The 23,678-nt window shown below is 60.5% G+C and carries 19 protein-coding genes; 10 read left to right on the top strand and 9 right to left on the bottom strand.

What is annotated here, in order from left to right; genetic code table 11:
* Window positions 1–42: 42 nt before the first annotated feature.
* Window positions 43–1,035, bottom strand: coding sequence for a LysR family transcriptional regulator (locus tag J5289_RS23125; protein ID WP_224129450.1), 993 nt, complete (start codon window positions 1,033–1,035; stop codon window positions 43–45).
* Window positions 1,036–1,371: 336 nt separating this feature from the next.
* Here J5289_RS23125 and J5289_RS23120 point away from each other — a divergent pair, with 336 nt between their 5' ends.
* From J5289_RS23120 to J5289_RS23085, 8 genes are all read left to right on the top strand, one after another.
* Entirely contained in the window at window positions 1,372–3,015 is a 1,644-nt protein-coding gene (locus J5289_RS23120; RefSeq protein WP_247750711.1) for an ABC transporter ATP-binding protein, read from the top strand.
* 288 nt (window positions 3,016–3,303) lie between these two features.
* Window positions 3,304–3,789, top strand: coding sequence for a MarR family winged helix-turn-helix transcriptional regulator (locus J5289_RS23115; RefSeq protein WP_142832293.1), 486 nt, complete (start codon window positions 3,304–3,306; stop codon window positions 3,787–3,789).
* Between the two features lie 24 nt (window positions 3,790–3,813).
* Window positions 3,814–4,512, top strand: a complete 699-nt coding sequence (locus J5289_RS23110) for an SDR family NAD(P)-dependent oxidoreductase (protein WP_209207176.1) — start codon at window positions 3,814–3,816, stop codon at window positions 4,510–4,512.
* 1 nt (window position 4,513) lies between these two features.
* The gene (locus J5289_RS23105; RefSeq protein WP_142832295.1) at window positions 4,514–5,845 is read left to right on the top strand and encodes an FAD-binding oxidoreductase; all 1,332 of its coding nucleotides are present in this window, start codon (window positions 4,514–4,516) and stop codon (window positions 5,843–5,845) included.
* 87 nt (window positions 5,846–5,932) lie between these two features.
* Window positions 5,933–7,609, top strand: a complete 1,677-nt coding sequence (locus J5289_RS23100; RefSeq protein WP_209186288.1) for a peptide ABC transporter substrate-binding protein — start codon at window positions 5,933–5,935, stop codon at window positions 7,607–7,609.
* 96 nt (window positions 7,610–7,705) lie between these two features.
* Window positions 7,706–8,656, top strand: a complete 951-nt coding sequence (locus tag J5289_RS23095) for an ABC transporter permease (RefSeq protein WP_142832297.1) — start codon at window positions 7,706–7,708, stop codon at window positions 8,654–8,656.
* A 10-nt stretch (window positions 8,657–8,666) separates the two neighbouring features.
* Window positions 8,667–9,551 carry an ABC transporter permease gene (locus tag J5289_RS23090; protein WP_142832298.1) on the top strand — a complete coding sequence of 295 codons (885 nt, stop codon included), beginning with the start codon at window positions 8,667–8,669 and terminating at the stop codon, window positions 9,549–9,551.
* Between the two features lie 10 nt (window positions 9,552–9,561).
* Window positions 9,562–10,884, top strand: coding sequence for an FAD-binding oxidoreductase (locus J5289_RS23085; protein ID WP_143123358.1), 1,323 nt, complete (start codon window positions 9,562–9,564; stop codon window positions 10,882–10,884).
* Between the two features lie 39 nt (window positions 10,885–10,923).
* Here J5289_RS23085 and J5289_RS23080 read toward each other — a convergent pair whose 3' ends face one another.
* The 7 genes from J5289_RS23080 to J5289_RS23050 form a co-directional block, all read right to left on the bottom strand.
* Window positions 10,924–11,922, bottom strand: coding sequence for an ABC transporter permease (locus J5289_RS23080; RefSeq protein ID WP_142832300.1), 999 nt, complete (start codon window positions 11,920–11,922; stop codon window positions 10,924–10,926).
* Window positions 11,923–11,925: 3 nt separating this feature from the next.
* Window positions 11,926–12,948 carry an ABC transporter permease gene (locus J5289_RS23075; RefSeq protein ID WP_307877422.1) on the bottom strand — a complete coding sequence of 341 codons (1,023 nt, stop codon included), beginning with the start codon at window positions 12,946–12,948 and terminating at the stop codon, window positions 11,926–11,928.
* Complete coding sequence (locus tag J5289_RS23070) at window positions 12,938–14,482, bottom strand: sugar ABC transporter ATP-binding protein (RefSeq protein ID WP_209188168.1); 1,545 nt, start codon at window positions 14,480–14,482, stop codon at window positions 12,938–12,940. Before J5289_RS23070 ends, J5289_RS23075 begins: the two co-directional genes overlap by 11 nt.
* Before the next feature lie 70 nt (window positions 14,483–14,552).
* The gene (locus tag J5289_RS23065) at window positions 14,553–15,566 is read right to left on the bottom strand and encodes a sugar ABC transporter substrate-binding protein (RefSeq protein ID WP_209186283.1); all 1,014 of its coding nucleotides are present in this window, start codon (window positions 15,564–15,566) and stop codon (window positions 14,553–14,555) included.
* 133 nt (window positions 15,567–15,699) lie between these two features.
* Window positions 15,700–17,115, bottom strand: coding sequence for an LLM class flavin-dependent oxidoreductase (locus J5289_RS23060; protein WP_142832304.1), 1,416 nt, complete (start codon window positions 17,113–17,115; stop codon window positions 15,700–15,702).
* 50 nt (window positions 17,116–17,165) lie between these two features.
* Complete coding sequence (locus J5289_RS23055) at window positions 17,166–18,224, bottom strand: ABC transporter permease (RefSeq protein ID WP_209207177.1); 1,059 nt, start codon at window positions 18,222–18,224, stop codon at window positions 17,166–17,168.
* Complete coding sequence (locus J5289_RS23050) at window positions 18,221–19,702, bottom strand: sugar ABC transporter ATP-binding protein (RefSeq protein WP_209207178.1); 1,482 nt, start codon at window positions 19,700–19,702, stop codon at window positions 18,221–18,223. Before J5289_RS23050 ends, J5289_RS23055 begins: the two co-directional genes overlap by 4 nt.
* A gap of 240 nt (window positions 19,703–19,942) precedes the next feature.
* Between J5289_RS23050 and J5289_RS23045 the strand changes: the two genes are divergently transcribed.
* Both J5289_RS23045 and J5289_RS23040 read left to right on the top strand, forming a co-directional pair.
* On the top strand, window positions 19,943–20,989 hold the full coding sequence (locus tag J5289_RS23045) for a substrate-binding domain-containing protein (protein ID WP_209207179.1): 1,047 nt from the start codon (window positions 19,943–19,945) through the stop codon (window positions 20,987–20,989).
* A 68-nt stretch (window positions 20,990–21,057) separates the two neighbouring features.
* Window positions 21,058–22,269 carry an acyl-CoA dehydrogenase family protein gene (locus J5289_RS23040; RefSeq protein ID WP_142832308.1) on the top strand — a complete coding sequence of 404 codons (1,212 nt, stop codon included), beginning with the start codon at window positions 21,058–21,060 and terminating at the stop codon, window positions 22,267–22,269.
* A gap of 126 nt (window positions 22,270–22,395) precedes the next feature.
* On the opposite strand, the gene J5289_RS23035 is transcribed toward J5289_RS23040, so the two are convergent.
* Window positions 22,396–23,613, bottom strand: a complete 1,218-nt coding sequence (locus J5289_RS23035; RefSeq protein ID WP_209186279.1) for an SfnB family sulfur acquisition oxidoreductase — start codon at window positions 23,611–23,613, stop codon at window positions 22,396–22,398.
* Window positions 23,614–23,678 lie beyond the last annotated feature (65 nt).

Raw genomic sequence — 23,678 nt, 5'->3', positions numbered from 1 at the left:
CCAGTTTTGTGCGGCCGGACATTCTGAACGGAAGCGGTCCTTTCAATTGTAGAGCGATGCGTGAGGAAGAAGGGCTTTGGGTGACAAGGGGCCCGTCGGATCGCAGGCGCGAATGTCGGCTGCAACCGACTTGATCATCTGTCTCAGCCAGAGGTGATCGGGCGACTGATGCTTGCACTCGTGCCACAGCATATAGAACTGCATCTGCCCGAGGTCCCTTGGAGCCTCCCTGACGACCAACGGAAACGACTGGGCGATCTGCTCGGCAAAAATACGACCCGTGGTAAAGACAAGGTCGGATTGGGTCAGCACGTAAGGTGTGATCGCATATTCGGGAACCGAGACGGCTATATTGCGCTTCAGGCCGAGTTCTATCAGCCGGCCGTCGATCGGGCTGAGATGCGCACGTTTGTCCGATGTCGGCGACAGATGCTTCTCTTTCAGAAACTCGTCCATGGTGATCGGCTTGTGCTGGCTGGCAAGCCGGTGGCTTGGGCGGAAGACGCAGACGATGTCGGTCGTCAGCAACGGGGACATCCGCAGGTATTCTGGCGGGTGTGGCCAGTTGCCAATGACCGCGTCGATGGAGCCGTCTGCCAACTGGCTTATCAGATCCTCGTAGCTCGGCATATGAGATGCATCGACACCCACATTGGGCGCCTTTTGCGCAATTCTGCCGACGAGTTGAGGCAGAAACACTGCTCCAAGGCAATTATCGGCAATGATGCGGAAGTTCCGCGCTGCGGTTTTCGGGTCGAAGGTTGCATCTGGAGAAAGATGAGCGTCGATCTGGCCGAGAATGTCGCGCAACGTCTGCTTCAGCGCAAGGCCCCGTTCCGTCGGCACAAGTGTGCTGCCAGACCTCACCAGCAGCGGGTCGTCCAGCATTTCCCGCAGCCTTTTCAGCGTTAAACTTACCGTTGGCTGAGCCTGGCCCAGAATATCGGCCGTTCGAGAGACACTGCATTCCGTCAACAAGGTCAACAGCGTCCTCATCAGGCGCACATCCATCATACCGTTTGCCTGTCGCGTCATGACTAGCCTTCTTCCCATTTGGAATGTGACAGGCTGGTGAGAAGCATGTTTTATGCCAAGCAGTGTGCCGCAACCTGGCGAGACGTTCGCCGCATCGTCTTCGATATTGATGCTGCAGACCATTATCCGACGTAACGCCGACCCCACTGACCGGGTGAGACGATACGGTTCACTTCAGTTTTTAGAGTTAGAAATGCGGTCCGCTCATCCGATTGTCCCAGCCGTAGTATCATCAACAAGGGTGCTTCGGCATTCGCCCGCACGGAAACTCCCGATATTCGGCATCATTCTTGCATAACCCCAAGCCTTCGTGAAAATCGGAAAGGGCCCGCCATCATGCAGACTGAAACTATGCCACTGGAAGCTGGCGGAGATGTTGCTCTGTCCGTCCGGCAACTGACCGTCAGTCTTCCGAAGAACATGGAGCGCGCGCATGCGGTGAGTGACATTTCCTTCGATCTGAGATCGGGGGAAATTCTCTGCATCATCGGCGAGTCCGGGTCAGGAAAGTCGGTGACGGCCAATGCAATCATGGGGCTGTTGTCACCGGCCATCACCGTCACGCATGGCAGCATCTGGTTCAAGGGGCGGGACCTGATCCAGGCGGATGAAAAGACTTTGCGGGCGTTGCGCGGCCGCGCCGTCTCGATCATTTTTCAAGATCCGCTTTCGGCCCTCAATCCGCTGATGACGATCGGCGATCAGATCGCCGAGGTGATGGAAGCGCACAAGGTGGGGACGCCGGAAAGCCGTGCTGCCAAGGTTCTCGGTCTTCTCGACGAGGTTGGTCTTCCCGACCCAGGCCTGCTTCAGCATCAGTATCCGTTCCGTCTCTCCGGCGGACAGCGTCAGCGTGTGATGATCGCCATGGCGCTCGCGCTTGATCCCGATGTCTTGATCGCCGACGAGCCGACAACGGCGCTGGATGTCACGACCCAGGCGCAAATTCTCGAATTGATCCGCAAGATCCAGCGTCGGAAGAACATGAGCGTGATGTTCATCACCCATGATTTCGGCGTCGTCGCGGAGATTGCCGATCGGGTGATCGTCATGGAGAAAGGACATCTTGTGGAGCAGGGGCCTGCCGATATCGTCTTGAACGCGCCCGAGCATCCCTACACGAAACGCCTAATTGCCGCCGTTCCGCGCATGACCGCGCAGGATCGGCTGGGAGCAGCGGATACGCCCGTCGTGCTTGAGGTATCTCATCTCAGCAAGACCTACCACACGTCCGGCGGGTTCTTTACCAAGGGTCGAACTGTGCGCGCCGTCAACGATGTCAGTTTTTCGATCCGCAAGGCGCGAACCCTCGGCATCGTCGGCGAATCCGGTTCCGGAAAGTCGTCGCTCGGCCGGGTTCTGGTGAAGCTTATGAATTCGGATAGCGGCCAGATCCTGTTCGACGGTCGCGATATCGCACCGATGTCAAACGACACATTCCGCTCGATTCGACCCTATATCCAGATGATCTTCCAGGATCCGTTTGCCTCCCTCAATCCGCGTCATACCATCGGCAGGGTCCTGACCGTCGGGCCCGTGGCGCATGGGATGTCCATCTCGGAGGCGAAGGCCAAGGCGCTTCGAACGTTGAAGCTGGTCGGGTTGGACGAGGGTGCCTATGACAGGTTTCCGCATGAATTTTCCGGCGGCCAGCGGCAGCGGATCGGCATCGCCAGGGCGCTGATGTTCGACCCTGTGCTGTTGGTGGCCGATGAAGCGGTGTCGGCCCTCGACGTGTCGATCCAGGCGCAGATTCTCGAGTTGCTGACGCGAATCCAGAAAGAGACAAAGGTGGCAATGATTTTCATCACCCATGATCTGAGGGTCGCGAGCCTGATCTGCGACGAGGTCGCCGTCATGTACCGGGGGGAAATCGTCGAGTATGGGCCACCCTCGCAGATTTTCCGCGCGCCGGGCCACGATTATACCCGCAAGCTTGTCGCGGCGATCCCCGGTGCCGAGTGGGAGCCGGCCGCCTGAGGCGCCCATAAACTGATCCCGTATAGCGTGGCCGCCCTGAACCCCTGTCAGGGCGGCTTTTTTGTCGTTTTGCCTCATATGAATATGCGTATCCGCCCAATAAACGGGCAATTCAGAACGGTGAATAAAATATCGGCGAACTCATCAGAAAATAGTTGCAATTATCCACTATCTGGCAAATCATGACCTTGGAAGACTACTCCTATGTCTCTCGTTCCGAGATCGTAATAGCTATCCTTATCAGAAAGGACAGCTTGGTATCGCTTTGCTTTTTTGAGGCTTTCGACTGTGCCAGAACGAAGAAAGACGCCACCCGTTTCGCTTGAGGACATCGATCTTGATGTGCTGGAAGATACGCTGAGCTTCTACATCCGCACGGTCAATATTGCAGTCTCGCGCGATCTGGATGAGCGCCTTGAGGGATACGATGTCGCCAAGGGGACCGGAAAGATCACTACCTTGCTCATGGTCGACAGTCATCCGGGAATTCGCCCGTCTGTGATCGCCCAACTCATTCTCAAGGATCGTTCCGCCATGGGCCGCCTTGTCGAGCAGATGGAAAGCCAGGGGCTTCTGACCCGCGAGACGTCGGTAGACGACAACCGCGCACAGGAACTTTACATCACCGAGAGAGGCGCAGAGCTGGCTGTCGAGGTGCGCGCCATCGTTACCCGGCAATCCAGGGACTTCTTCGACTTCGTGCCGGAGGGCGACCGGCAGCTGTTGATGGACATTCTGCGCAGAACCTACCGGCGGATCGCCGGCCTGTCCTGATCGTTGTTTTCGAAGGATCATGCCATGACGGCAGAGCGTGTAGCGTTGATATCGGGTGCCAATCGTGGCATCGGCGCGGCAGTCGCAGTTTTTCTGCATGAGCAGGGATGGCGCCTGTCGCTTGGCATGCGCACGCCGGCGCTACCTGCCTGGGCCGATCCACGGCGCGTTCATGTTCACACCTACGATGCATTTGAAGACACTGCCGAGCAGACCTGGGTCGATGCGGCAGTCGACCGTTTCGGCCGCATCGATGCTATCGTCGCCAATGCCGGGATCATGATTGCGAAATCGGTCATAGAGGCCGATGAGGTGGACATCGACGCGATGCTTGCTGTCAATGTCAAGGCGCCGCGCCGGCTTGCCCGGGCTGCATGGCCGGCTCTCAGCGAAAGTGGCCGGGGCAGGGTTATCATTCTCGGTTCGTTGTCCGGCAAGCGCGTGAAGTCGGCCGGCGCCGGTTCGTATTCGATCTCCAAGTTTGCAGCTGTTGCCCTTGCCCACGGCATCCGCCATGCGGGCTTTGATCTTGGTATACGCGCTACCGCCGTCTGCCCGGGTTTCGTTGCGACAGACATGGCGCTCGGTATCACCGACCGCGCCGCCGAAACGATGACCGACCCGCGCGATCTTGCCCGGATCATATCCATGCTGCTGGACTTGCCAAACGAAGCCAGCGTCGCCGAATTCAACATCAATTGCCAGCTCGAGGAATCCTACTGAAATGCCCGGACCCTATGTCGTTCCCGTTCACGGCGATGCCGACCTGCCTGCCGAAGTCGATATCGTCGTCATCGGTGGCGGCATCATCGGCACATCAACAGCGCTCGAACTTGCCGAGCGCGGCCTGCGCGTTGCCCTTTGTGAAAAAGGTGGGATCGGTCACGAGCAGTCGAGCCGCAACTGGGGCTGGGTGCGTATTTCCAGGCGAGATCCGCGCGAAGTGCCTCTGATGGCGGAAGCCCTGCGGCTGTGGAGCAATCTCGACCAGAGGATCGGTCGTGCGACCGGCTACAAACGCGCCGGCATCCTGTTCACCTGCGCCAGCGATCAGGAGTTTGCCGATCACGAGCGCTGGAACCGTAACCTCGAAGGCTACCAGCTGGATTCCAGGATGCTGAGTGCCGGCGAGTTCCGTGCGATGTTCCCAAATGCGGATATGGACATCAAGGGTGCGCTCTACACCTCCGCGGACGGACGTGCCGAACCGCAGGTCGCAGCCCCCGCAGTTGCCGAAGCCGCCCGCGACAAGGGAGCGACGATCCTGACGGAATGCGCAGTGCGCGGCATCGAAACGTCGGGCGGCCGGATCTCGGGCGTTGTGACCGAGCGTGGCCCGATCGCCTGTTCGGCAGTGGTGCTCGCCGGCGGGGCCTGGTCCAGCCTGTTTTCCGGAAATTTCGGCATCGACCTGCCGCAGTTGAAGGTGATGAACTCGGTCCTGCGGACAAAACCGCTGGAAGGTGGGCCGGAGCAGGCAATCTGGTCGCAGGGTTTCGCCGTGCGCAAGCGCCAGGATGGCGGCTATACGATTGCCTCCGGACATGAGAACGTCGTCGATATCGTGCCGAAATCCTTCCGCTATGCCCGCGACTTCATGCCTGCTTTTGGAAAGGAATGGCGCTCGCTGAAATTCCGGCTGGGCGGGCGCTTCCTCGACGAGGCGCGTATCCCCAATCGCTGGTCCATGGATGAGGCAAGCCCGTTCGAATACAATCGCGTACTCGACCCGAAGCCCGCCAACAAACTGTCCGACCTGGCGCTTGCCAACCTCAAAAAGGCATTTCCGGTATTCGAAAAGGCAGAGATTGCCCAGCGTTGGGCGGGTTATATCGATGTGACGCCGGACGCCGTGCCGGTGATTTCAGCTGTCGATCAAATCCCCGGCTTCCATATCGCGACCGGTTTTTCCGGCCATGGCTTCGGCATCGGTCCTGCCGCAGGCAAGTTGATGGCCGACATCGTTACCAGCAGAACGCCAGTGGTCGACCCCACGGCTTTCCGCCTTTCCCGCTTTTCCGACGGCTCGAAAATCGAGCTGATCAGCGGTTTCTAATTCTGCCCGGGCAAAGAAGGCAGATGACATGACGTGCCGAAAAACAAAGTGGAACAGTGACTGAGCAACATCAAAGGGGAAAAGCCGATGTCTGACGAAACCAAGCATGCAGTCTTCAATCCGACGCGCCGCCAGGCGCTCACCATGATGGCTTTGGCCGGTGCATCCGGCTTGATCATGCCCGGCCTTCTCGGCCGCGACCAGGCCCTTGCAGCGACGCCGCCGGCAAAGCCGACAGGCCAGATGATCGTCGGCTTCTCACAGGAGCCGACCGTCTTCAATCCGCATATGCTGCATATCGAAGTCGACGAAGGTATCCATTTCAGCCTGTTCGACCCGCTTTTTGCCATCGACCCCCAAGGCAAGTTCACTCCGGCGCTGGCTGTCGAGGTTCCCAGCGTTGAAAATGGCGGCATCTCTGCCGATGGTCTTTCCTGGAAGGTCAAGCTGCGCGACGACGTCAAGTGGCATGACGGGTCGCCTTTCACTGCCGAAGACGTCAAGTTCACATTGGAACTGATGGTCGATCCAACCTTCCTCAGCTGGCGCAAGACCGGCCATGAACTGGTTCGGGACCTGACTGTCGTGTCGCCGACCGAAATTACCTGGAAGATGGAAAAACCGTTCGCCCCCTATCCCTCGATCCTCGCCTCGACCTTCATAGTGCCCAAGCACATCCTCGGCGCAGAGAAGGACAAAAACAACGCTCCGTTCAACCATGCGCCCATCGGCACCGGTCCGTTCAAGTGGGTGGAGCGGGTCCCAGGCGATCACATCACCCTTGAAGCCAATACCGGTTATTTCGGTGACGGCCCCTACCTCGAGCGCATCATCTACAAATACATTCCTGACCTGACGGTTCTCTACACCCAGTTCAAGACCGGCGATATCGATGTCGCGGGCCTGCAGTGGATCACGCCGGACCACTATGAAGAAGCCAAGGCGCTGGATGGCAAGACTGTGCTCGTCGTGCCGGGCTCGACAGTCGAATCCGTGACCTTCAACATGGAGAGGCCGCAGTTCAAGGATCTTGCGGTTCGACAGGCGCTCTATCATGCGCTGGACAAGACGACGATCATCGACACGCTCTATTATGGCCTGCCGACACCCACGGAAAGCTATATGCCGCAGCAATCCTTCTATGCCAATCCGGATCTGCCCAAGCATGAATACGATCCCGAAAAGGCCAAGAAGCTCCTGGACGATGCAGGCTGGGTGCCCGGCAGCGACGGCATCCGCGCTAAGGGTGGCGTCAAGCTTTCCTTCTCGAATTCGACCACAGCCGGCAATCATATCCGCGAACAGGTGCAGCAGTTCATGCAGCAGTCCTTCAAGGATCTCGGCATCGAAATGACCATCTCGAACCTGCCGCCCGCCGTGATGTGGGGCGAATACTGGTCGAATTCGAAGTTCGACAGCGTCGTCGTCGGCCTCGACTTCCTAACAGGCGCCGATCCCGATACGTCTGACTATTTCAAGTCGACATCCATTGTTGCCAAGGGCGGCTCTGGCCAGAACACCTGGCAGTATGCCAATCCCGAGGTGGACAAGCTGCTGACCGAGGGCGGCCAGACCTTTGTGCCGGAAGAGCGCAAGAAGATCTACCTTAAGATCCAGGACATCATACGCGCCGATCTGCCGTTACTGCCCATCTTCCAGTACGCCACAGTGCGCGGCTACAAGAAGGGTGCCGAAGGCATCGCCTACAATGTCAACGTCCGCATCGACAGCTGGAACCCCGGGAGCTGGTACTGGGCATCCTAACGCCGATCCCTTACCCGCCCTTTCCTTTTGCGGGAGGGGCGGGAGAGGCATTCGACGTCCGGGACTATGCGTCCCGCAATCATCGGAGAGACCGCGATGCTGCACTATCTTATGGGCCGTTTATGGCAGAGCCTGATCCTTCTGGTTCTGGTGTCGATGATCGGCTTCGCCGTCCTCAATCTTGCGCCTGGAGGGCCGTTGTCGCAATACGCGCTCACCCCCGGGATGACCAAGGAAACGCTCGACCGCATCTCCGAGCAGATGGGCCTGAACCGGCCGCTGCCGATCCAGTATCTCGATTGGCTCTGGCATCTTCTGCAGGGTGACTGGGGTCACTCCTATCGCGACAGCCAGCCGGTGCTCGGCATCATCACCGGGCATCTCTTTGCCACGCTGCTGCTGATGGGCTCATCGACCGTGTTGTCGATTGCCGTCGGGACCTGGGTCGGCATCAAGGGCGCGACCAAGCGCTATTCGATCTTCGATTATTCCGCCACCGTGGGTGCCATGGTCGCCCTGTCGATCCCGACGTTCTGGTTCGGACTTGTCGCGATCTATCTGTTTGCCCTTAAATTGCGATGGCTGCCAGCGGGCAACATGTACACGATCGGCAACGGCTCGGTCAGTGACTATGCCATCCACCTGATCATGCCGACGGTGGTTCTGGCGCTCGTCAACGTCGCCGTCTGGAGCCGCTACATGCGCACCGCGACGCTTGACGTCATCCACCAGGACTTTGTTCGCACCGCAAAGGCCAAGGGGCTGTCGGAACGGCGGGTCCTGATGAAACACGTCATCGGCAATGCACTCCTGCCGATGATCACCCTGGCGGGGCTGCAGCTTCCGACCATTCTCGGCGGAGCGCTGGTGACCGAGACCGTCTTCACATGGCCTGGCATGGGGCGGCTGTTTCTGGATAGTCTCGGGTACAACGACTATCCGGTTGTCATGGGTCTCCTGATGTTTTCGGCGATACTCGTGCTGTTCGGTAGTCTGATCGCCGATCTCCTCGTTGCCTTCGTCGATCCGCGCATCCGGCTGAGTTAGGAAAAAGATCATGTCAGCAATCGCTTCCATACCCCGCTCCAGCAAATCCCATTGGTGGCAGAGCCGCACCTTCCGTCGGTTCGCGCGCCACAGGCTTGCCATGATCGGCCTGATCATGATCACGCTGCTGACGCTTGCCTGCGTCATCGGTCCCTATCTGCTGCCGTTCAACGAACTCTACATCGACCTTCGCGCCCGCTTTGCCCCACCGCTGACCGGCTACCATATCTTCGGAACCGATCCGCTTGGCCGCGATCTCGCTGCCCGCCTGTTCATGGCCGGACGCATTTCGCTGCTCGTCGGTTTTTTCGCCATGGTGCTCAGCACGATCTTCGGCACCGTCATCGGTGTCTGTGCCGGCTATTACGGCGGACGTATCGGTGCGGCGCTGATGCGGTTCGTCGATGCCTTCCTGTCGTTTCCCAGTATCTTCCTGCTTCTGGCGCTGGCGGCCTTCATCAAGCCCAGCCCGTTCATGATCACCGTTATCATTGCAGTCACAAGCTGGATGGAGATCGCCCGTATCGTCGAAGCCGAGGTGCGCTCGCTGCGCGAGCGAGATTTCGTGCTGGCTGCCCGGATGCTCGGCCTTTCCAACCGCTGGATCATGTTTCGCGAACTCCTGCCGAACGCCATCGGCCCGATCATCGTCGCCGCCACACTGACCGTCGCGCGCGCCATCCTGCTCGAAGCCTATGTCAGTTTCCTCGGTTACGGCATCCAGCCGCCGCTGCCGAGCTGGGGCAATATGCTGAACGGTGCGCAGCAATATCTCGACCGCGCCCCGTGGCTCGCGATCGTACCGGGCGTGGCGATCACACTGGCGGTAACAAGCTTCAACTTCATCGGAGACGGCCTGCGCGACGCACTTGACGCGCGCAGCGATGCAAACTGAAGGGCGCGATATGACCCGGTTTTCTCCGTTCAAGACGACCTTGTGGTACGAAACCGCAGCGCCTGCTGTCGAAACGAAAGAGCTGGAGGGCACGCTCAAAGCCGATGTCTGCATCGTTGGCGGGGGCTACACCGGGCTGACCACGGCGCTCGACCTTGTCAGCGACGGCATCAGCGTAGTGCTTCTGGAGAGGGAAGAGATCGGCTTTGGCGGTTCTGGGCGCAACGCCGGCCATTGCACGCCGACGTTCACTCATTACAGCCTGCCGGAGTTGCGCCGGATGCTCGGCGAGCCTTGGGCAGAACGGCTGATCGCCAGGCAGACTCGCGCCAACGACCGCGTATCCGCCATGATCGAGCGCTACCAGATCCAGTGCGAATGGCAGCAGCACGGCTATGTCATGGGTGCCGCCTATCCCGGCATGATGAAGACAATCGAAGAGAAGGTGCGCACTTACAACGCCGTCGGCGCGAAAACCCGGGCCCTGGACAGGGACGAGGTGGCGACGATTACCGGTAGCCCGCGCTTTCACGGCGGCTGGCTGCATGAGGAGGCTGGGCACCTCAACCCTCTCGGTTATTCCCGCGGCCTTGCCCGAGCGGTCATCCAGGAGGGCGGAATTATTCATACGCAATCGCCGGTGACCGGTTGCGAGCGCGACGGAACCGCCTGGGCGATCCGCACGCCCAAGGGAAAAGTCGTTGCAGACAAGGTGATCTTCGCCACCGGGGCCTATACGGTTGGCGGATGGCCGAAGCTCGACCGGACCTTCAGGATCCAGAAGGTCTTTGTCGCGGCAACGCAGCCGCTATCGGAAGACGAGCGCCGCTCGATCCTGCCACGTAATACCACCGTCCACGATGGTCGCGGCGATATCTATGTCTACAAGTACAATGCCGAGGGGCGGATCGTCGCGTCGATGTTTCCGATGGGGCGGCGCGGCCGAGACATGGAGTATACCCGCAGGGTGATGAGCGACAGGTTGAAATGGCTGCATCCGCAAATCAGGCAGGAGATCCGATGGGAGTATTTCTGGTTCGGCGAGCTCGACATGCAGTACCGCACCGTGCCGCGTCTTTACGATCTGGCACCGGGCGTCGTTGCGCTGACCGGCCTTTCGGGTCGTGGCGTGCCGACCGGCAGCATGCTGGGCGGCATCCTGTCTGACTGGGCAAAAGGCGTTCCGCAGTCAGATCTTTCGCTCAAGCTAGAACCTCTGACAGCGGCACCTCTTTACATGAAATACGGACCGCCGCTTACCCTGCGATATTACCGTGTTGCCGACTGGATCAAGACGAAACTCGCAGGCGCCGCCTTACCGCCGCATGCCTGATCTGGCTCAACATCGCGTGGTCAAACGCACGGCGTCACGTCAAGCGTGCGCTTTCCTGCTGGCGAAGCTTACGGCAAGAACGGCGAAGATGAGCGTTCCTGTTCCGACCTGCTGCCAGTAGAAATTCAAGTCGCTGAGCAGCAGGCCGTTGGCAACGATGGCGAGCAGGAGGACGCCGAGAACTGTGCCGGGGATGTTCGGGCGGCCGCGTGGACTGAAGGTAGTGCCGATGAAGGTTGCGCCGATGGCGTTGAGCAGGAACGCATTTCCGGACGAGGGGATGTAGACGCTGACGGTCGCGGTCAGGATCAGCCCGGCTGCAGCAGCAATTGTCCCGACCAGGATGAAGACGAGGGCGACATGGGCGCGGATCGACAGGCCGGAATAGCGCACTACGCTGGGCTGGATGCCGGATGCCAGCAGCACGCGTCCGAACCGGCTGCGGGAAAGTATAATAGCTGCAGCCACGATGATGAGGAATGCGACGAACAGCGGGGTCGGCACGCCGGCGATCGTGCCATGGCCGATAAAGCGGAAGGAAGCGGGCACGCCGTTCGGGGGAAGATAGACCGGGTTACCGCCATTCGTGAGCATCTGCTGGATGCTGCGGCCGATGAACAGCGTTCCCAGCGTCGCCAGAAACGGCGATATGCCGATGCCGGAAATGAGCAGCGCGTTGAATGCGCCGACCAGCCCGCCGGCGACAAGCCCAGCCAGTGCGGCAATCGCCACTGGCTGGCCCGCCAGCACCACCGAGACGAAGGCAAAACTTGCCATGTCGACCGCCGTGCCGACGGATAGATCGATGCCGCCTGAGGCGACTGCGAAGGTCATGGCCACGGAGACGATAGCGAGCAGCGTGAAATTGTTGACGAGTACGCTCTGCAGGTTGGCGAAGGTCAGAAAGGTCGACGTCGTTAGGCTGAAAATGGCAAAGACGACGATCAGAGCCAGCACCAGTCCGTAGCGACCAAGGTTATGCAGGGTGCGGTGGGCTGATGCAGCGTCTGTAACTGGCAAGGGTGCGGTTAGGGACATCGATCAATTCTCCTGTCGACGCAGCAATGTGGTCGCGGACACGACGATTAGGATCAGCGCACCCTGGACGCCGCTGACAAGCGTGCTCGATATATTGAGCAGTTGAAAGCCGTTGACCAGGAACCCGACCAGCAGCGCCGAGAGCAGCGTTCCCGGGATGGTCGGCACGAGGCGACGGGAAAAGACGGATCCGAGCAGCGCAGTCACTACGACCGGAAGCAGCATCTCGCCAGCGCCCGTCGTGCTCCCGCTCAGATAGGAGACTGAAAGAATTCCAGCCAGGCCGCCGCAGACGCCGCTGGCGACAAATGCTCCCGCCACCAGCCGCTTGAGGGGTAAGCCTGCAGCGCGCGCCGCCTCGGCAAATTCACCGACGGCGTAAAGGCGTAATCCGAGGGGTGTAAATTGCACGATGCCGGTCACCAACAGTGTGAAGCCGAGCAGGACATAGGCGAGAACAGGGATGCCGAACGGGTCGGTGGCGGAGAGGAGAGAAAGAAACGGCGTCGATGCCGGCAGCACGGTGTTCTGCGTCAGTACCAGTTCCAGGCCCCCGACAACATTCATCACCGCCAGCGTTGCCAAAAGCGGCACGATACCCGCAAGGACGACCGCCGCTGCATTGACAGCACCGATCAACGCCCCGGTCGCGATGGCGGCCGCGATGGCCGTTGCATCGCCGAAACCGAACTGGATCAGGCTGGCATAGACTGCGGCGCTGAGACCCATATTGGCTGCCAGCGACAGGTCGATGCCACCCGTCACCACATTCGATCCGCCGGCAATGAGAACGAGGGTAAGCCCGATCGCCAGAACGCCCGATATGGCCGATTGGCCAAGCACATTGCCGATATTGCCGACGCTCAGAAAATAGGGAGCGGTCAGCGAAAAGATCACTAGGATTGCGGCAAAGGCCAGGAGCGAGCCGCCACGAAGGGCCGCAGTCGTGAAATTGCGACCGAGCCTCGGGCGAATGTCTTGCGCCGGTTCGAAATCGATACCCGCGTAGTGAGCGTCAGCCGACATGGCGCAGTTCCTCCTTCGAGCCGGTCGATTGGGCAAGCACCGCATCGGGCGTGGTCTCGCGCGACGCGAATTCGCGCACGATGCGGCCTCGGAAGAAGACGAGGATGCGGTCGGTTATCCCGACCAGTTCGGGCAAGTCCGAGGACAGCACGATAATGCCGGCGCCCCTTTCGGCGAGGTCGCCGATCAGCGTGTAGATCTCGACCTTGGAGCCGATATCGACGCCGACGGTCGGCTCGTCTAGGAGGTAGATTTCGGAATGCCGGCTCAGCCATTTGGCGATGGCGACCTTCTGCTGATTGCCGCCGGAAAGCGTCCGAACCAGCGCCTCGCGTCCTGCGGTCTTGATCTCGAGCCGGTGGATCAGCCGCTCCGTTTCGGATGCCTCCCGGCTCCGGTCGATCAGTCCAAACTGGGTGAAACGCGGCAAGGAGGCCAGACTGATGTTCTCGCCGACATCCAGATCGAGCGCCACTCCATTGATGCGGCGGTCCTCTGGCACCAAGGCTATTGCGCGGTCGGTGGCCTCAGACGGATCGGCAGGCTGTATCGTCTTGCCGAGGACCGCGATGGTGCCGGCGGTGGCGGTCTCAAGGCCGAACAGTGTGCGGACCAGCTCCTTCGCGCCAGAACCGAGCAGCCCCGTCAACCCGAGAACTTCTCCACGCCGGAGTGTGAAAGACACATCGGCATATTTGCCGGGTGATGTCAGATTTTCCAGCTGCAGCAGGTCCTCTCCGACAGTCACCGCTCGCTTTGGAAACATGTCTTCGATGTCACGCTCGATCATCAGCCGCGCAATCGCGTTGGCGGAGGTGCTCGCCATCGGTAGCGCGGCAACGGTACGGCCATTGCGCAAGACAGTGACATCGTCGCAGATAGCCTCGATTTCGGTGAGGTAGTGCGAGATATAGATGATTGTCACGCCTTCATCGCGGAGGCGGCGGATCAGCTGGAAAAGGATTTCCGCTTCCCGGTGCACGAGCGCGGCAGTGGGTTCGTCGAAAACGAGGATCTTAGGCTGGTTGAGCAATGCCCGGGTGATCTGGACGATCTGCTTTTCCGCAGTCGACAGTTCGCTGACCAAGGCGCCGGTGGGCAAGTTGATGCCAAAATAATCCTCGAGTATTGCGGCCGCGCGACGCTGCATGGCACGGCGATCCAGAAACGGCGTTCCAGCAATACGCGGCTCCCGCCCGAGGAAAAGCGCCTCGCCGACGGTAAAGGTCGGAACCAACAGGCGGTCCTGGTGAATGAAGTGGATACCGAGCTCTTCCACCAGATGTGGCGTCAGCTTTTCGAATCTCTGGCCGTCGATGACGATGCTCCCGGCGTCCGGCTGGTGCAGTCCCGCCAGCAGCTTGATGAGCGTCGACTTGCCGGCCCCATTCTGGCCCACCAGGCCGTGAACGGTACCACGGCGAACCGCGAGCGACGCACCGGACAGCGCCTGTGCCCCACCGAAGTGCTTGTCGATACCTTCGAGGCGGATGATATCGCGATCCCCGGACGGAGGTGTGGATGTAATCGTCATGGAACCCTCGCGCGGCGCGCAGCATCGGGAGCGATCTGCGGCCGGGCCGCAGACATTGATGACCCCGAGATCAGCCGATGCCGAGCTTCTTGGTGACTTCGTTGACATTGGCCTTATTGGCGAGCAGAGCCGGGACGTAGGTTTCGCGCGGCAGGGTCTGGCCGGCGAGCAGCTTTGCAACATTGTGGATGGCTGTGCGTCCTATCTCCGCCGGTTGCTGCGCGACATCGGCGCCGGCCGGCGAGTTCGGATCTGCGACGAGCTGCAGCACTTCCGGGCTGCCATCGACCCCGTAGGTCCTGATTTCCGTGCGGCCTGCAGCCGCCAAAGCCTGGGTGGCACCGAGTTGCGGGATATCCCATGCCGACCAGATTGCCTTGATCGATCCCTTTTCCGGAAACTTGTTGAGCAGCGCGGTGATCTGGGTGAAAGCATCCTGCACGGTATTGGGGATGACGTCGCGCAGTTCCGGCTGGAGGATTTTCACCTTCGGGAAATATTTAACGACATTGACCAGCTGGTCGTAGCGGATGGCGCAGGGCGTGACACCGTAAAAGCCGTTAAAGGCGACGATGTTTCCTTCACCGCCAATATCGGAAATCAGCTGCAGTGCCAGATCCTTGCCGATCCCCCAGTTGTCCGACGTCGTGTTGTTGAGCGAGTTGGTGGAGCCCACATCGATCGTCAGCACCGGTATGCCGGCATCGCGAGCCTTCTTCAGCCATGGATCGATGACGCTGAGCGTGCCGAGAATCTGGACGATCGCATCCGGCTTCTGGGCAATCAGGGTTTGCAGCTGCGACACAAGCTTGCCGTCGTTGCGACCGGCATCGACGGCGATCGGCTCGCCGCCAAGGCGCTTCACTTCGGCAATCTGGGCGTTATAGGCCTGAAGGTCGAAGAAGTGATCCGTGCCCGTAGCACTGATCGCGATGCGTTTGCCCTTCAGAGACAGTTCGCCATCGGCGGCAGATGCGGGCGCCCGCCCGACCAATGTTGCTCCCGCCACCGCAGCGCCGGCTATCGCCGACAGCTTCAACAGATCACGCCGGCCAATTCCACCCTTAGAACGCTCGTATTCCATGTCCCTCTCCTTTAATAAATAACGTCTATAGAATAAGTATTCTAACGATATAGACGAGGAACAGCTTTTCAAATTTCTGCAGAACCGGGCAATGTCCGCATCAAATTTCGCCCCGGTTTCAGCGTATTACGCCTCATACCCGGACACGGTCCCAGCCGCTCGCCCGCAGTTGTTCGAAGTCGCGAACGAGATTGCGATATCCGGCCGCCGGATGGGGTGCTGTCAGTCGCGGTCCCCGGGCGCCGAGTTTCTCGCGCAACGTCCCGGCCTTGTATTCGGTTTTGTAGACCCCGCGCTTCTGTAACTCAGGCACCAGCAGGTCGACGGCATCCTCGAAGCTCTCCGGTGTGACGGCGTAGGCAAGGTTGAAGCCGTCGACATCGGTGTCCTCGACCCACTCCTGCAGGAGGTCGGCGACTGTCTGTGGCGAGCCGACAAACACCGGACCGAAGCCGCCGATGCCAACCCAATCGGCCATCTCGCGCACCGTCCAGACTTTGTCGGGATCGATGGTGGTAAAGGTTTCGACGGCCGATTGAACGGCATTGGTATAGCGATGCCGCAGCGGCTCGTCGGGGCCGAACTGGCTGAAGTCGATGCCGGTCCAGCCGGAGATCAGCGTTAGCGCACCCTCGTAGGAGACGTATTTGCGGTATTCGTCGAACTTCTTCTTCGCCTCGGCGTCGGTTTCGCCGAGGATGACAGTCTGCAGGTTGAAGGCGAGGATCTCGCGAGGATTGCGGCCGTTGCGCTCGGCCGCCTCCCGGACATTGGCGACGTAGCGCTTGAGCACCGGCTTCGATGGCGCAGCCACGAAGATGCATTCGGCGTGTGCCCCGGCAAAATCCTTGCCTCGGCTGGAGGCGCCTGCCTGGTAGAGTACTGGTGTGCGCTGTGGCGATGGCTCGCTGAGATGGATGCCGGGCACGGTGAAGTGCTTGCCGGCATGGCCGATCGGGTGGACCTTCTCGGGGTGGGTGAAAATCCCCGTCGTGCGGTCGCGGACGACGGCGTCGTCCTCCCAACTGCCCTCCCAGAGCTTGTAGCAGACTTCCAGATATTCCTCCGCCAGGTCGTATCGGTCGTCGTGCTTGGACTGGGCCTGCTGGCCGATGTTGAGTGCGCCGCTGTTCAGATAGGAGGTGACGATGTTCCAGCCGACGCGGCCCTTTGTCAGATGGTCGAGCGTCGAGATGCGGCGGGCGAAGGTGTACGGGTGCTCGAAGGACAGCGACGCGGTCAGGCCGAAGCCGAGATGCTCGGTGGCATGGGCCATGGTCGGAATCAGTTGCAGCGGATCGTTCACCGGCACCTGTGCGGAGTGGCGCAGCGCCGCATCGACATTGCCGTTCAGCACGTCGTAGACGCCGAGCACGTCGGCGATGAACAGTCCGTCGAACTTGCCGCGCTCCAGCGTCTTTGCCAGATGAACCCAGTAGTCGAGATCCTTGTATTTCCAAGACTGGTCGCGCGGATGGGTCCAAAGACCTGGCGACTGGTGGCCGACGCAGTTCATGTCGAAAGCATTCAGCCTGATTTCACGGCTCATGATATTGGTCCTTTCGCAGTAAAACGATGCTACCGCAGCATCTGATGGCCTCAGGCATTGCCGCGGTTGAGGCCGTAGGTAAGGGCGAGGGCACCGACCAGCACGGCGCCCTTGACGAAATCCTGCGTGTAATAGGGAGCATTCAGCATGGTCAGCCCATTGAGCAGCACACCGACGAAGACGGCACCGGCGATGGTGCCGAGCACGTTCGGGCGGCGCAGGCCCAGCACTGCATAGCCTATCAGCGAGGCCGCAACGGCGTCCATCAGCAACGATCCGCCCGAAGACACGTCACCGCGGCCAACCCGGGCCGCAATGATGATGCCACCGAGCGCGGCGAGTGTGCCGGAAATCACGTATGCCAGCGTTTTCAGCCTAAGCGTGGAGGCGCCGGCCAGCCGTGTCGCCACCTCGTTGCCACCGGTAGCAAACAACAGCCGTCCGATGCGGGTCCTCTCCGTCAACACGTAGAGAGCAAAGGCCACCAGCGCCATCAGGACGACGGAGACCGGTACGATGCCGAACAGGCTGTGGCGGCCGATCAGCAGGAAGGCGGGATCGTAGGCACCCGATGCCTTCGATCCATCCGGTAGGACCAGCCCCGCCGAGATCGATCGACCGGCCGTCGGAATAAGCTGCAGGCCGGACAACAGGAACATCATGGCCAGCGTCGCCAGCAGATCCGGCACCCTCAGCCTGACGATCAGCAGCGCGTTCAGCAGGCCGACAACAGCGCCGAGCGCCAGGACCAGAGGGACGGTCTCGTAGACGTTGAGCCCCCAGACGATCATCGCATAGCTGGCGGCCATGACGCTCGAGGCGGCAACGGCGCCGATCGAAAGGTCGAAGCCGCCGACCGCAAGTGTCACCGTGACGCCGGCGCCGAGGATGGCAACGACGGAAACGGCCTGCAGGATGCTCATCAGGTTGCCGAGGTTGATAAAGGCCGGCTGGGCACCGGTGAAGATGATGACAAGCGCCGCCAGAAGGATGAACACAGCGCTAGCGCGCACGAATGAATGGAGGCCGGCGATCCACCCACGACCGCCGATGCGAGATGGCGGGAGACCTTTTTCCGTTTCGAAAGATCTGCTGTCGGTGGCGCTCATGCCGGTATTCCTTCTCGGGTATCTTCGTGGCGGTCTGGCTTCAGCGACTGCAGCCCGTGGCGATCCATGACGAGGATGCGGTCGGCCATTTCAATCGCTTCTTCAGGATCGGAGGTGGCAATCAGCGTGGCGCGATCTTTGCGGCTGCGGATCGCCTGGATGATGTCCTGGCGTGCACCGACATCGACCCCCTGGAAGGGTTCGTCGAGAAGCAGCAGGCGGCTCGGTTCGGCCTCCCAGCGAGCCAGCACCACCTTCTGCTGGTTGCCGCCCGACAATGTCCATACGGATGATGAGGGTCCGGTCGCCTTGATCCGCAACCTGTCGATGGCCTTTTCACCCTCGCGACGCTCGCGGGCGCTATCGAGGAACCCATGCCGGGACCACTTGGCCAGATGCGGCAGGCCGATGGTTGCGGCGATGCTATTGCCGGGCCAGGAGGGCGGCATCAACGACGAGCGATGCCGGTCCTCGGCTGCCATGGCGACGCCGGCGGCAATAGCGTCGGCAGGACGTTTCGGGCGGTAGGGCAATCCGCCGAGCGTCATCTCGCCAGACGTCAGCGGCACTAGGCCGAAGATCGCCGACAAGAGGCGGCTCTTGCCGGCACCAAGGACGCCGGTTATGGCGACAACTTCTCCGGGCGACAGGTGAAGATCGAAAATTGGGCTTCCGGGTAAAAGGCACGCGCCCCGCATCGTGAACACAGCTTCGCCTTGCGCCACCCCCACGCCCGGACGCATCGAGCGAAGCGGGCGACCGATCATCGCCTCTATTGCGCGGTCAAAATCGATCGGTTGACCGAAGGCGCCGACGATGACACCGCCGCGCATGACCAGCGCCCGGTCGGCAATAGCCTGCAGATCCGCCGTGCGATGGGAAATGTAGAGGATTGCGAGCCCCGTCCGCCGGGTTCGCCGCAGGATATCGAACAGCCGGTTACTCTCGCTCGCCGACAGGCTGGCCGTAGGTTCGTCCAGGATCAGCAAATCTGCCCTGTTTGCCACGGCTCTCGCAATCGCCACGAGTTGGCGTTCTGCGGTCGACAGCTCACCAAAATCTCGGTCAAGCGGCAGATCGAAGCCGGCAATGTCCAGGATTGCCTGCGCCTGTCTGCGAATGCTGGCTCGCGAGACGAAAAAGGGCATGCTGCCATCGGCGAAGCGGTTGAGCAGAAGCGCATCAGCCACCGTTTGCCCTGGTGCGCCGACAAGATCGGTCGATTGGTGCACCGTCACTATACCGGCCATTGCCGCCTCGGCCGGGCTGCCGGGCGCAAACTTCTGCCCCTTGAGCCGCATCTCGCCGCCATCGGCCGGCAGCACGCCGGACAGTATTTTCACCAAAGTTGATTTTCCGGCACCGTTCACTCCCATCAAAGCGACGATCTCGCCGGGCTCGATGGACAACGAGGCGCCGCCGAGCGCCTTCGTCTCGGCAAAGCTGCGGCGGAGGTTGAGGACATCGAGTAGAGGCACGGTCGAACTTTCGTTGTTTCGACAATTCTGCCAGCTGCGATGCCGATGAGACAGGCAAAGCCTTGCTGCCGAGAGGCTGCCCAGGAAACAAACAATCTCCTTCAACCCGAAACAACGCATCAAACAGTCTACAAATTCAATAGGGAATTATATCTACTGAAATCGCGTCGCCAGGGCGGTCAAACGGTCTGTCGCACGACGCCCCGATGGACCCGACAGACATGCAAAAGGAATGCGAACATGATATCTTATCTACGGCTCGCCGCCGGCGCCGCCATCCTTCCGCTGCTGATGAGCCAGGCCGCTGCGGCCGGTGGCATTACGGGCGCTCCGGCGCCCTTCGACAAGGGTGGCGTCAAGCTGGCCCTTATCAGTTACATCTCGGCCGGTGATTTTTTCCAGGCCTACCAGGCCGGGGCAGTCGCCCAGGCCAAGGCGCTCGGCATCGACCTTCGTGTCTTCCCGGGACGACAGGATGCGTCGGAACAGCGCGAGCAGATCCTGCAGGCGATCAATCTTGGCGTCCAGGGCATCGTCGTCGACCACGGCCTGCCCGAATCGCTCACCGACGTTGTGCAGCAAGCACTCGACAAGGGCGTCAAGGTGGTTGCCTTTGACGTGAACCTCAACAATCCCAAGATCCCGCAGGTAGAGCAAAGCGATCATGCTCTCGCCAAGCAGGCACTTGAACAGGCCGCAAAAGAAAATGGCACCGCGTTCAATGCGGCCTACGTCTATGTTGCCGGTTTTGCGCCTCTCGACCGCCGTAACGAGGTCTGGGAAAAATTCAAGGCCGACAATGCCGGCGTCGTCGAGAAGGCGCGTTTTGGCAATGTCAGCGATACGACGGCGACGACGACCGCTGACCAGGCAAAGGCGGCCCTGACGGCAAACCCGGACATCAAGGTGGTCTTTGCGCCCTACGATGAATTTGCCCGTGGCGTGAAGCTGGCGGCCGGCGATCTCGGCATCAAGGACAAGATCCGAATTTATTCCGCCGACGTTTCGACGGCCGACATTCAGGAAATCACCGAAGAGGGTAGCCCATGGGTTGCCACCGTCGCGACCAACCCGGCAGTCGTCGGAGCGGTTTCGGTCCGCGCGGCGGCCCTGGAGATCGCCGGTCAGCCCGTCCCCCACCAGATCACGGTCGAGCCTACCCTCCTGACCCAGGCGGCTCTTCGCGCCGCCGGCGTTAAGACAATCGAGGACCTCGCCGCCAAGCTGCCCGCCTTCAATACAAGCGGCGCGGCCACCGCCAGCTGGATCCCGCAGGCATTATTCTGATCATCTGCGGTGAGGGCAGGGCGTTTCGTACGCCTTGCCCTCCGCACTTTTCAATTGGAGGATTTGAGATGAGCCAGTCGAATGTCGTCTTTGCAGCAGCCCACGGCATCGGGCGCGAAGCGCTATTTTCAAGGGCATTAGAGCTGTCCGCAGATTTCGCGCGTCGCGGTGCGGAACTTGATCGTGATGGCCTGCCGCCTATCCCTGAGATTGTCCGGTTAAAGAACGCCGGTCTTCTCAATGCGCTGCACGCGGCCGAGATCGGCGGGGGCGGGCTCGACTGGATCGATGCCCTGAAGCTTGTGCGGATCGTTGCTCGTGGCGAAAGCTCGCTCGGCCAGCTGCTTGGTTACCACTATGTCAACAGCCAGTCGATCTACTGGTCCTTCGCCGACCAGTCGCGCGCCAAGGCGCTCGGCGCCGAGACGGTTGCGCGCAGCCTCTACTGGGGCGCTGCCGTCAATCCGCGCGATCCGGGGCTGGTGCTCACGCAACGCGGCAACGGCTATGTGCTAAACGGCCGGAAAACGTTTTCGACCGCTGCCCGCGTTTCCGACTACATCAACGCCAACGCGCTTCTCGACGGACAGATCGTCAACTTCGCCGTTCCGACCGACCGGCCCGGCTATATCGCCAACGATGACTGGGACAATATGGGCCAGCGATTGTCGGACAGTGGCAGCGTGGAGTTCCGCGATTTCCCGGTCTATGAGGGCGATTTCGTCGCGCCGCCTGCGGATGCCGATGCGCCGCCGCCCGTGCTCGCTACCTTCAATACGCCGCTCATTCAGCTGGTGTTCGTGAATTTCTACCTCGGTACCGCGGAAGGAGCATTGGCTGCGGCGCTGGATTATGTTCGCACGACCACGCGTCCCTGGATCACCTCCGGCGTTGCTCGTGCCGCCGACGATCCCTATATCCTGGAGCGGGTCGGCGAGTTCACAGCATCCCTGAAAGCCTCGGCGGCTTTAGCCGATCTCGCCGCAACCGCTGTCCAGGCAGCCCTGTCGCGCGGCCACGATGCAACCGCCCGTGAACGCGGTGAAGCGGCGGCTGAGGCCTATGCTGCCAAGGTTCACGCAACGCATGTTTCGCTCGACATCACGTCGAAAGTCTTCGAGATCATCGGCGCGCGCGCAACGGCCTCGAAATATCGTTTCGACCGCTACTGGCGCAATGTGCGGACCCACACCCTTCACGACCCAGTATTCTACAAGGCCAGGGAAGTCGGTGAATTTGTACTCAACGGGACCATCCCGGAGGTCAGCCTCTACAGCTGATCGATAGTCTAGGAACAGCCGGAAGGCCTCGTTCGGTAAAGCGAGCGAGGCCTTTTCAGATGAACGCGGTCCGATATCCGTAGAACTACCCGCAAGACTGCGAGGACGTTTGTATCCGGAACTTCTCTATAGCGCGCCGCTCCTCGGCGGCTTGACGCCGTTCAGATGGTAATTGCCGACGACGTGATATTTCCAGCGGACCGGGTCGTGGAGAGTATGGGTGCGGGCGTTTCGCCAGTGGCGATCCAGATTGAGGCCTGCGCGCGTCGAGGACGTACCTGCGAGCTCAAACAGCGTCGTCGATGCCTCCAGGGCAATTTCGGAGGTCAACACCTTGGCTGTCGCGACGGCCAAGGTCGCATCTATGGCATTTGCTTCCGTAGGATCGACCTGGGCGCTGTCGATCTTTCGCCCGGCCCGCTCGACGACGGCAGACGCAGCCTCGATGCGGATCGCGATCTGGCCCAGCTTTGCAATTGTCAAAGGGTCGTCCGATGCCCGGTCGACACCGCTGTTCGTCCATGGGCGTGACTGGCTATTGACGAACGCGATGGTGTCCTGGAAGGCAGCGCGGGCGATGCCGAGATCGATGCCGGCGTGAATGATCTGGCCGACAGAGCCGATCGTGGTCGCCCGTTCGAAACCTTTGTGGTGCGCAACGACGGCATCGGCCTGCACATAGACATTGTTGAGGATAGTGGTGCCGCTGCCGGTGGTTCGCTGGCCAAAGCCATCCCAGTCATCGATAATCTCGATGCCTTCCGTGCCCCTCGCCACGAATGACATCGTCAGCCTGTCGTCGGCATCAAGTGCAAAAATCGTAACCCAGTCGGCAAAAAGGACGCCTGTCGAATAGAACTTGCGACCGTTGATACGATGGCCGATGCCGTCCCTGGTGATGCGGGTATTGTAATGGCCGACCGTTTTGGTGCCCTTTTCCGATAATGCATTGCCGAACCGGTCGCCTGACAGCGCCCGACCGAAGAAAAAGCGTTTCTGCTCTTCGCTGCCGTCGACGCGCAGCGCTTCAAGAATATAAAAATGGTTCTGGGGGATCTGCCCGATCGACGCATCCGCTTCTGCAAGGATGGCGGTGACCTCGGCCAAGACTGCATTCGAGACATCGAGACCGCCATACTCGGATGGCACGGTGATCGCGAGCAGTCCAGAGCGCGACAAGGCATCCATCTCGGCGAAAGGCATCGTCCGCTCCAGATCTCGCGCGGATGCCGTTTGGGCAAACACCTTTGCAAGCGTTCGCGCAGTCGAGATCGCGTCTTCCTCGCTCTTCAGCGCAGGCACCGGGTCCCCATTGTCTCGATTAAGCAGCCGTAGTTCGCCCATAAGCTTTCCTCCCGTCGCATCTGCGTGCAAAGGTACGGACCAGCCATTCGCCTTAAAAGTTAAAA

The organism is Rhizobium sp. B230/85 (genome assembly GCF_019355735.1).
Taxonomy (GTDB): Bacteria; Pseudomonadota; Alphaproteobacteria; order Rhizobiales; family Rhizobiaceae; genus Rhizobium; species Rhizobium rhododendri.
This window is presented reverse-complemented; position numbering and strand designations above follow the sequence as displayed.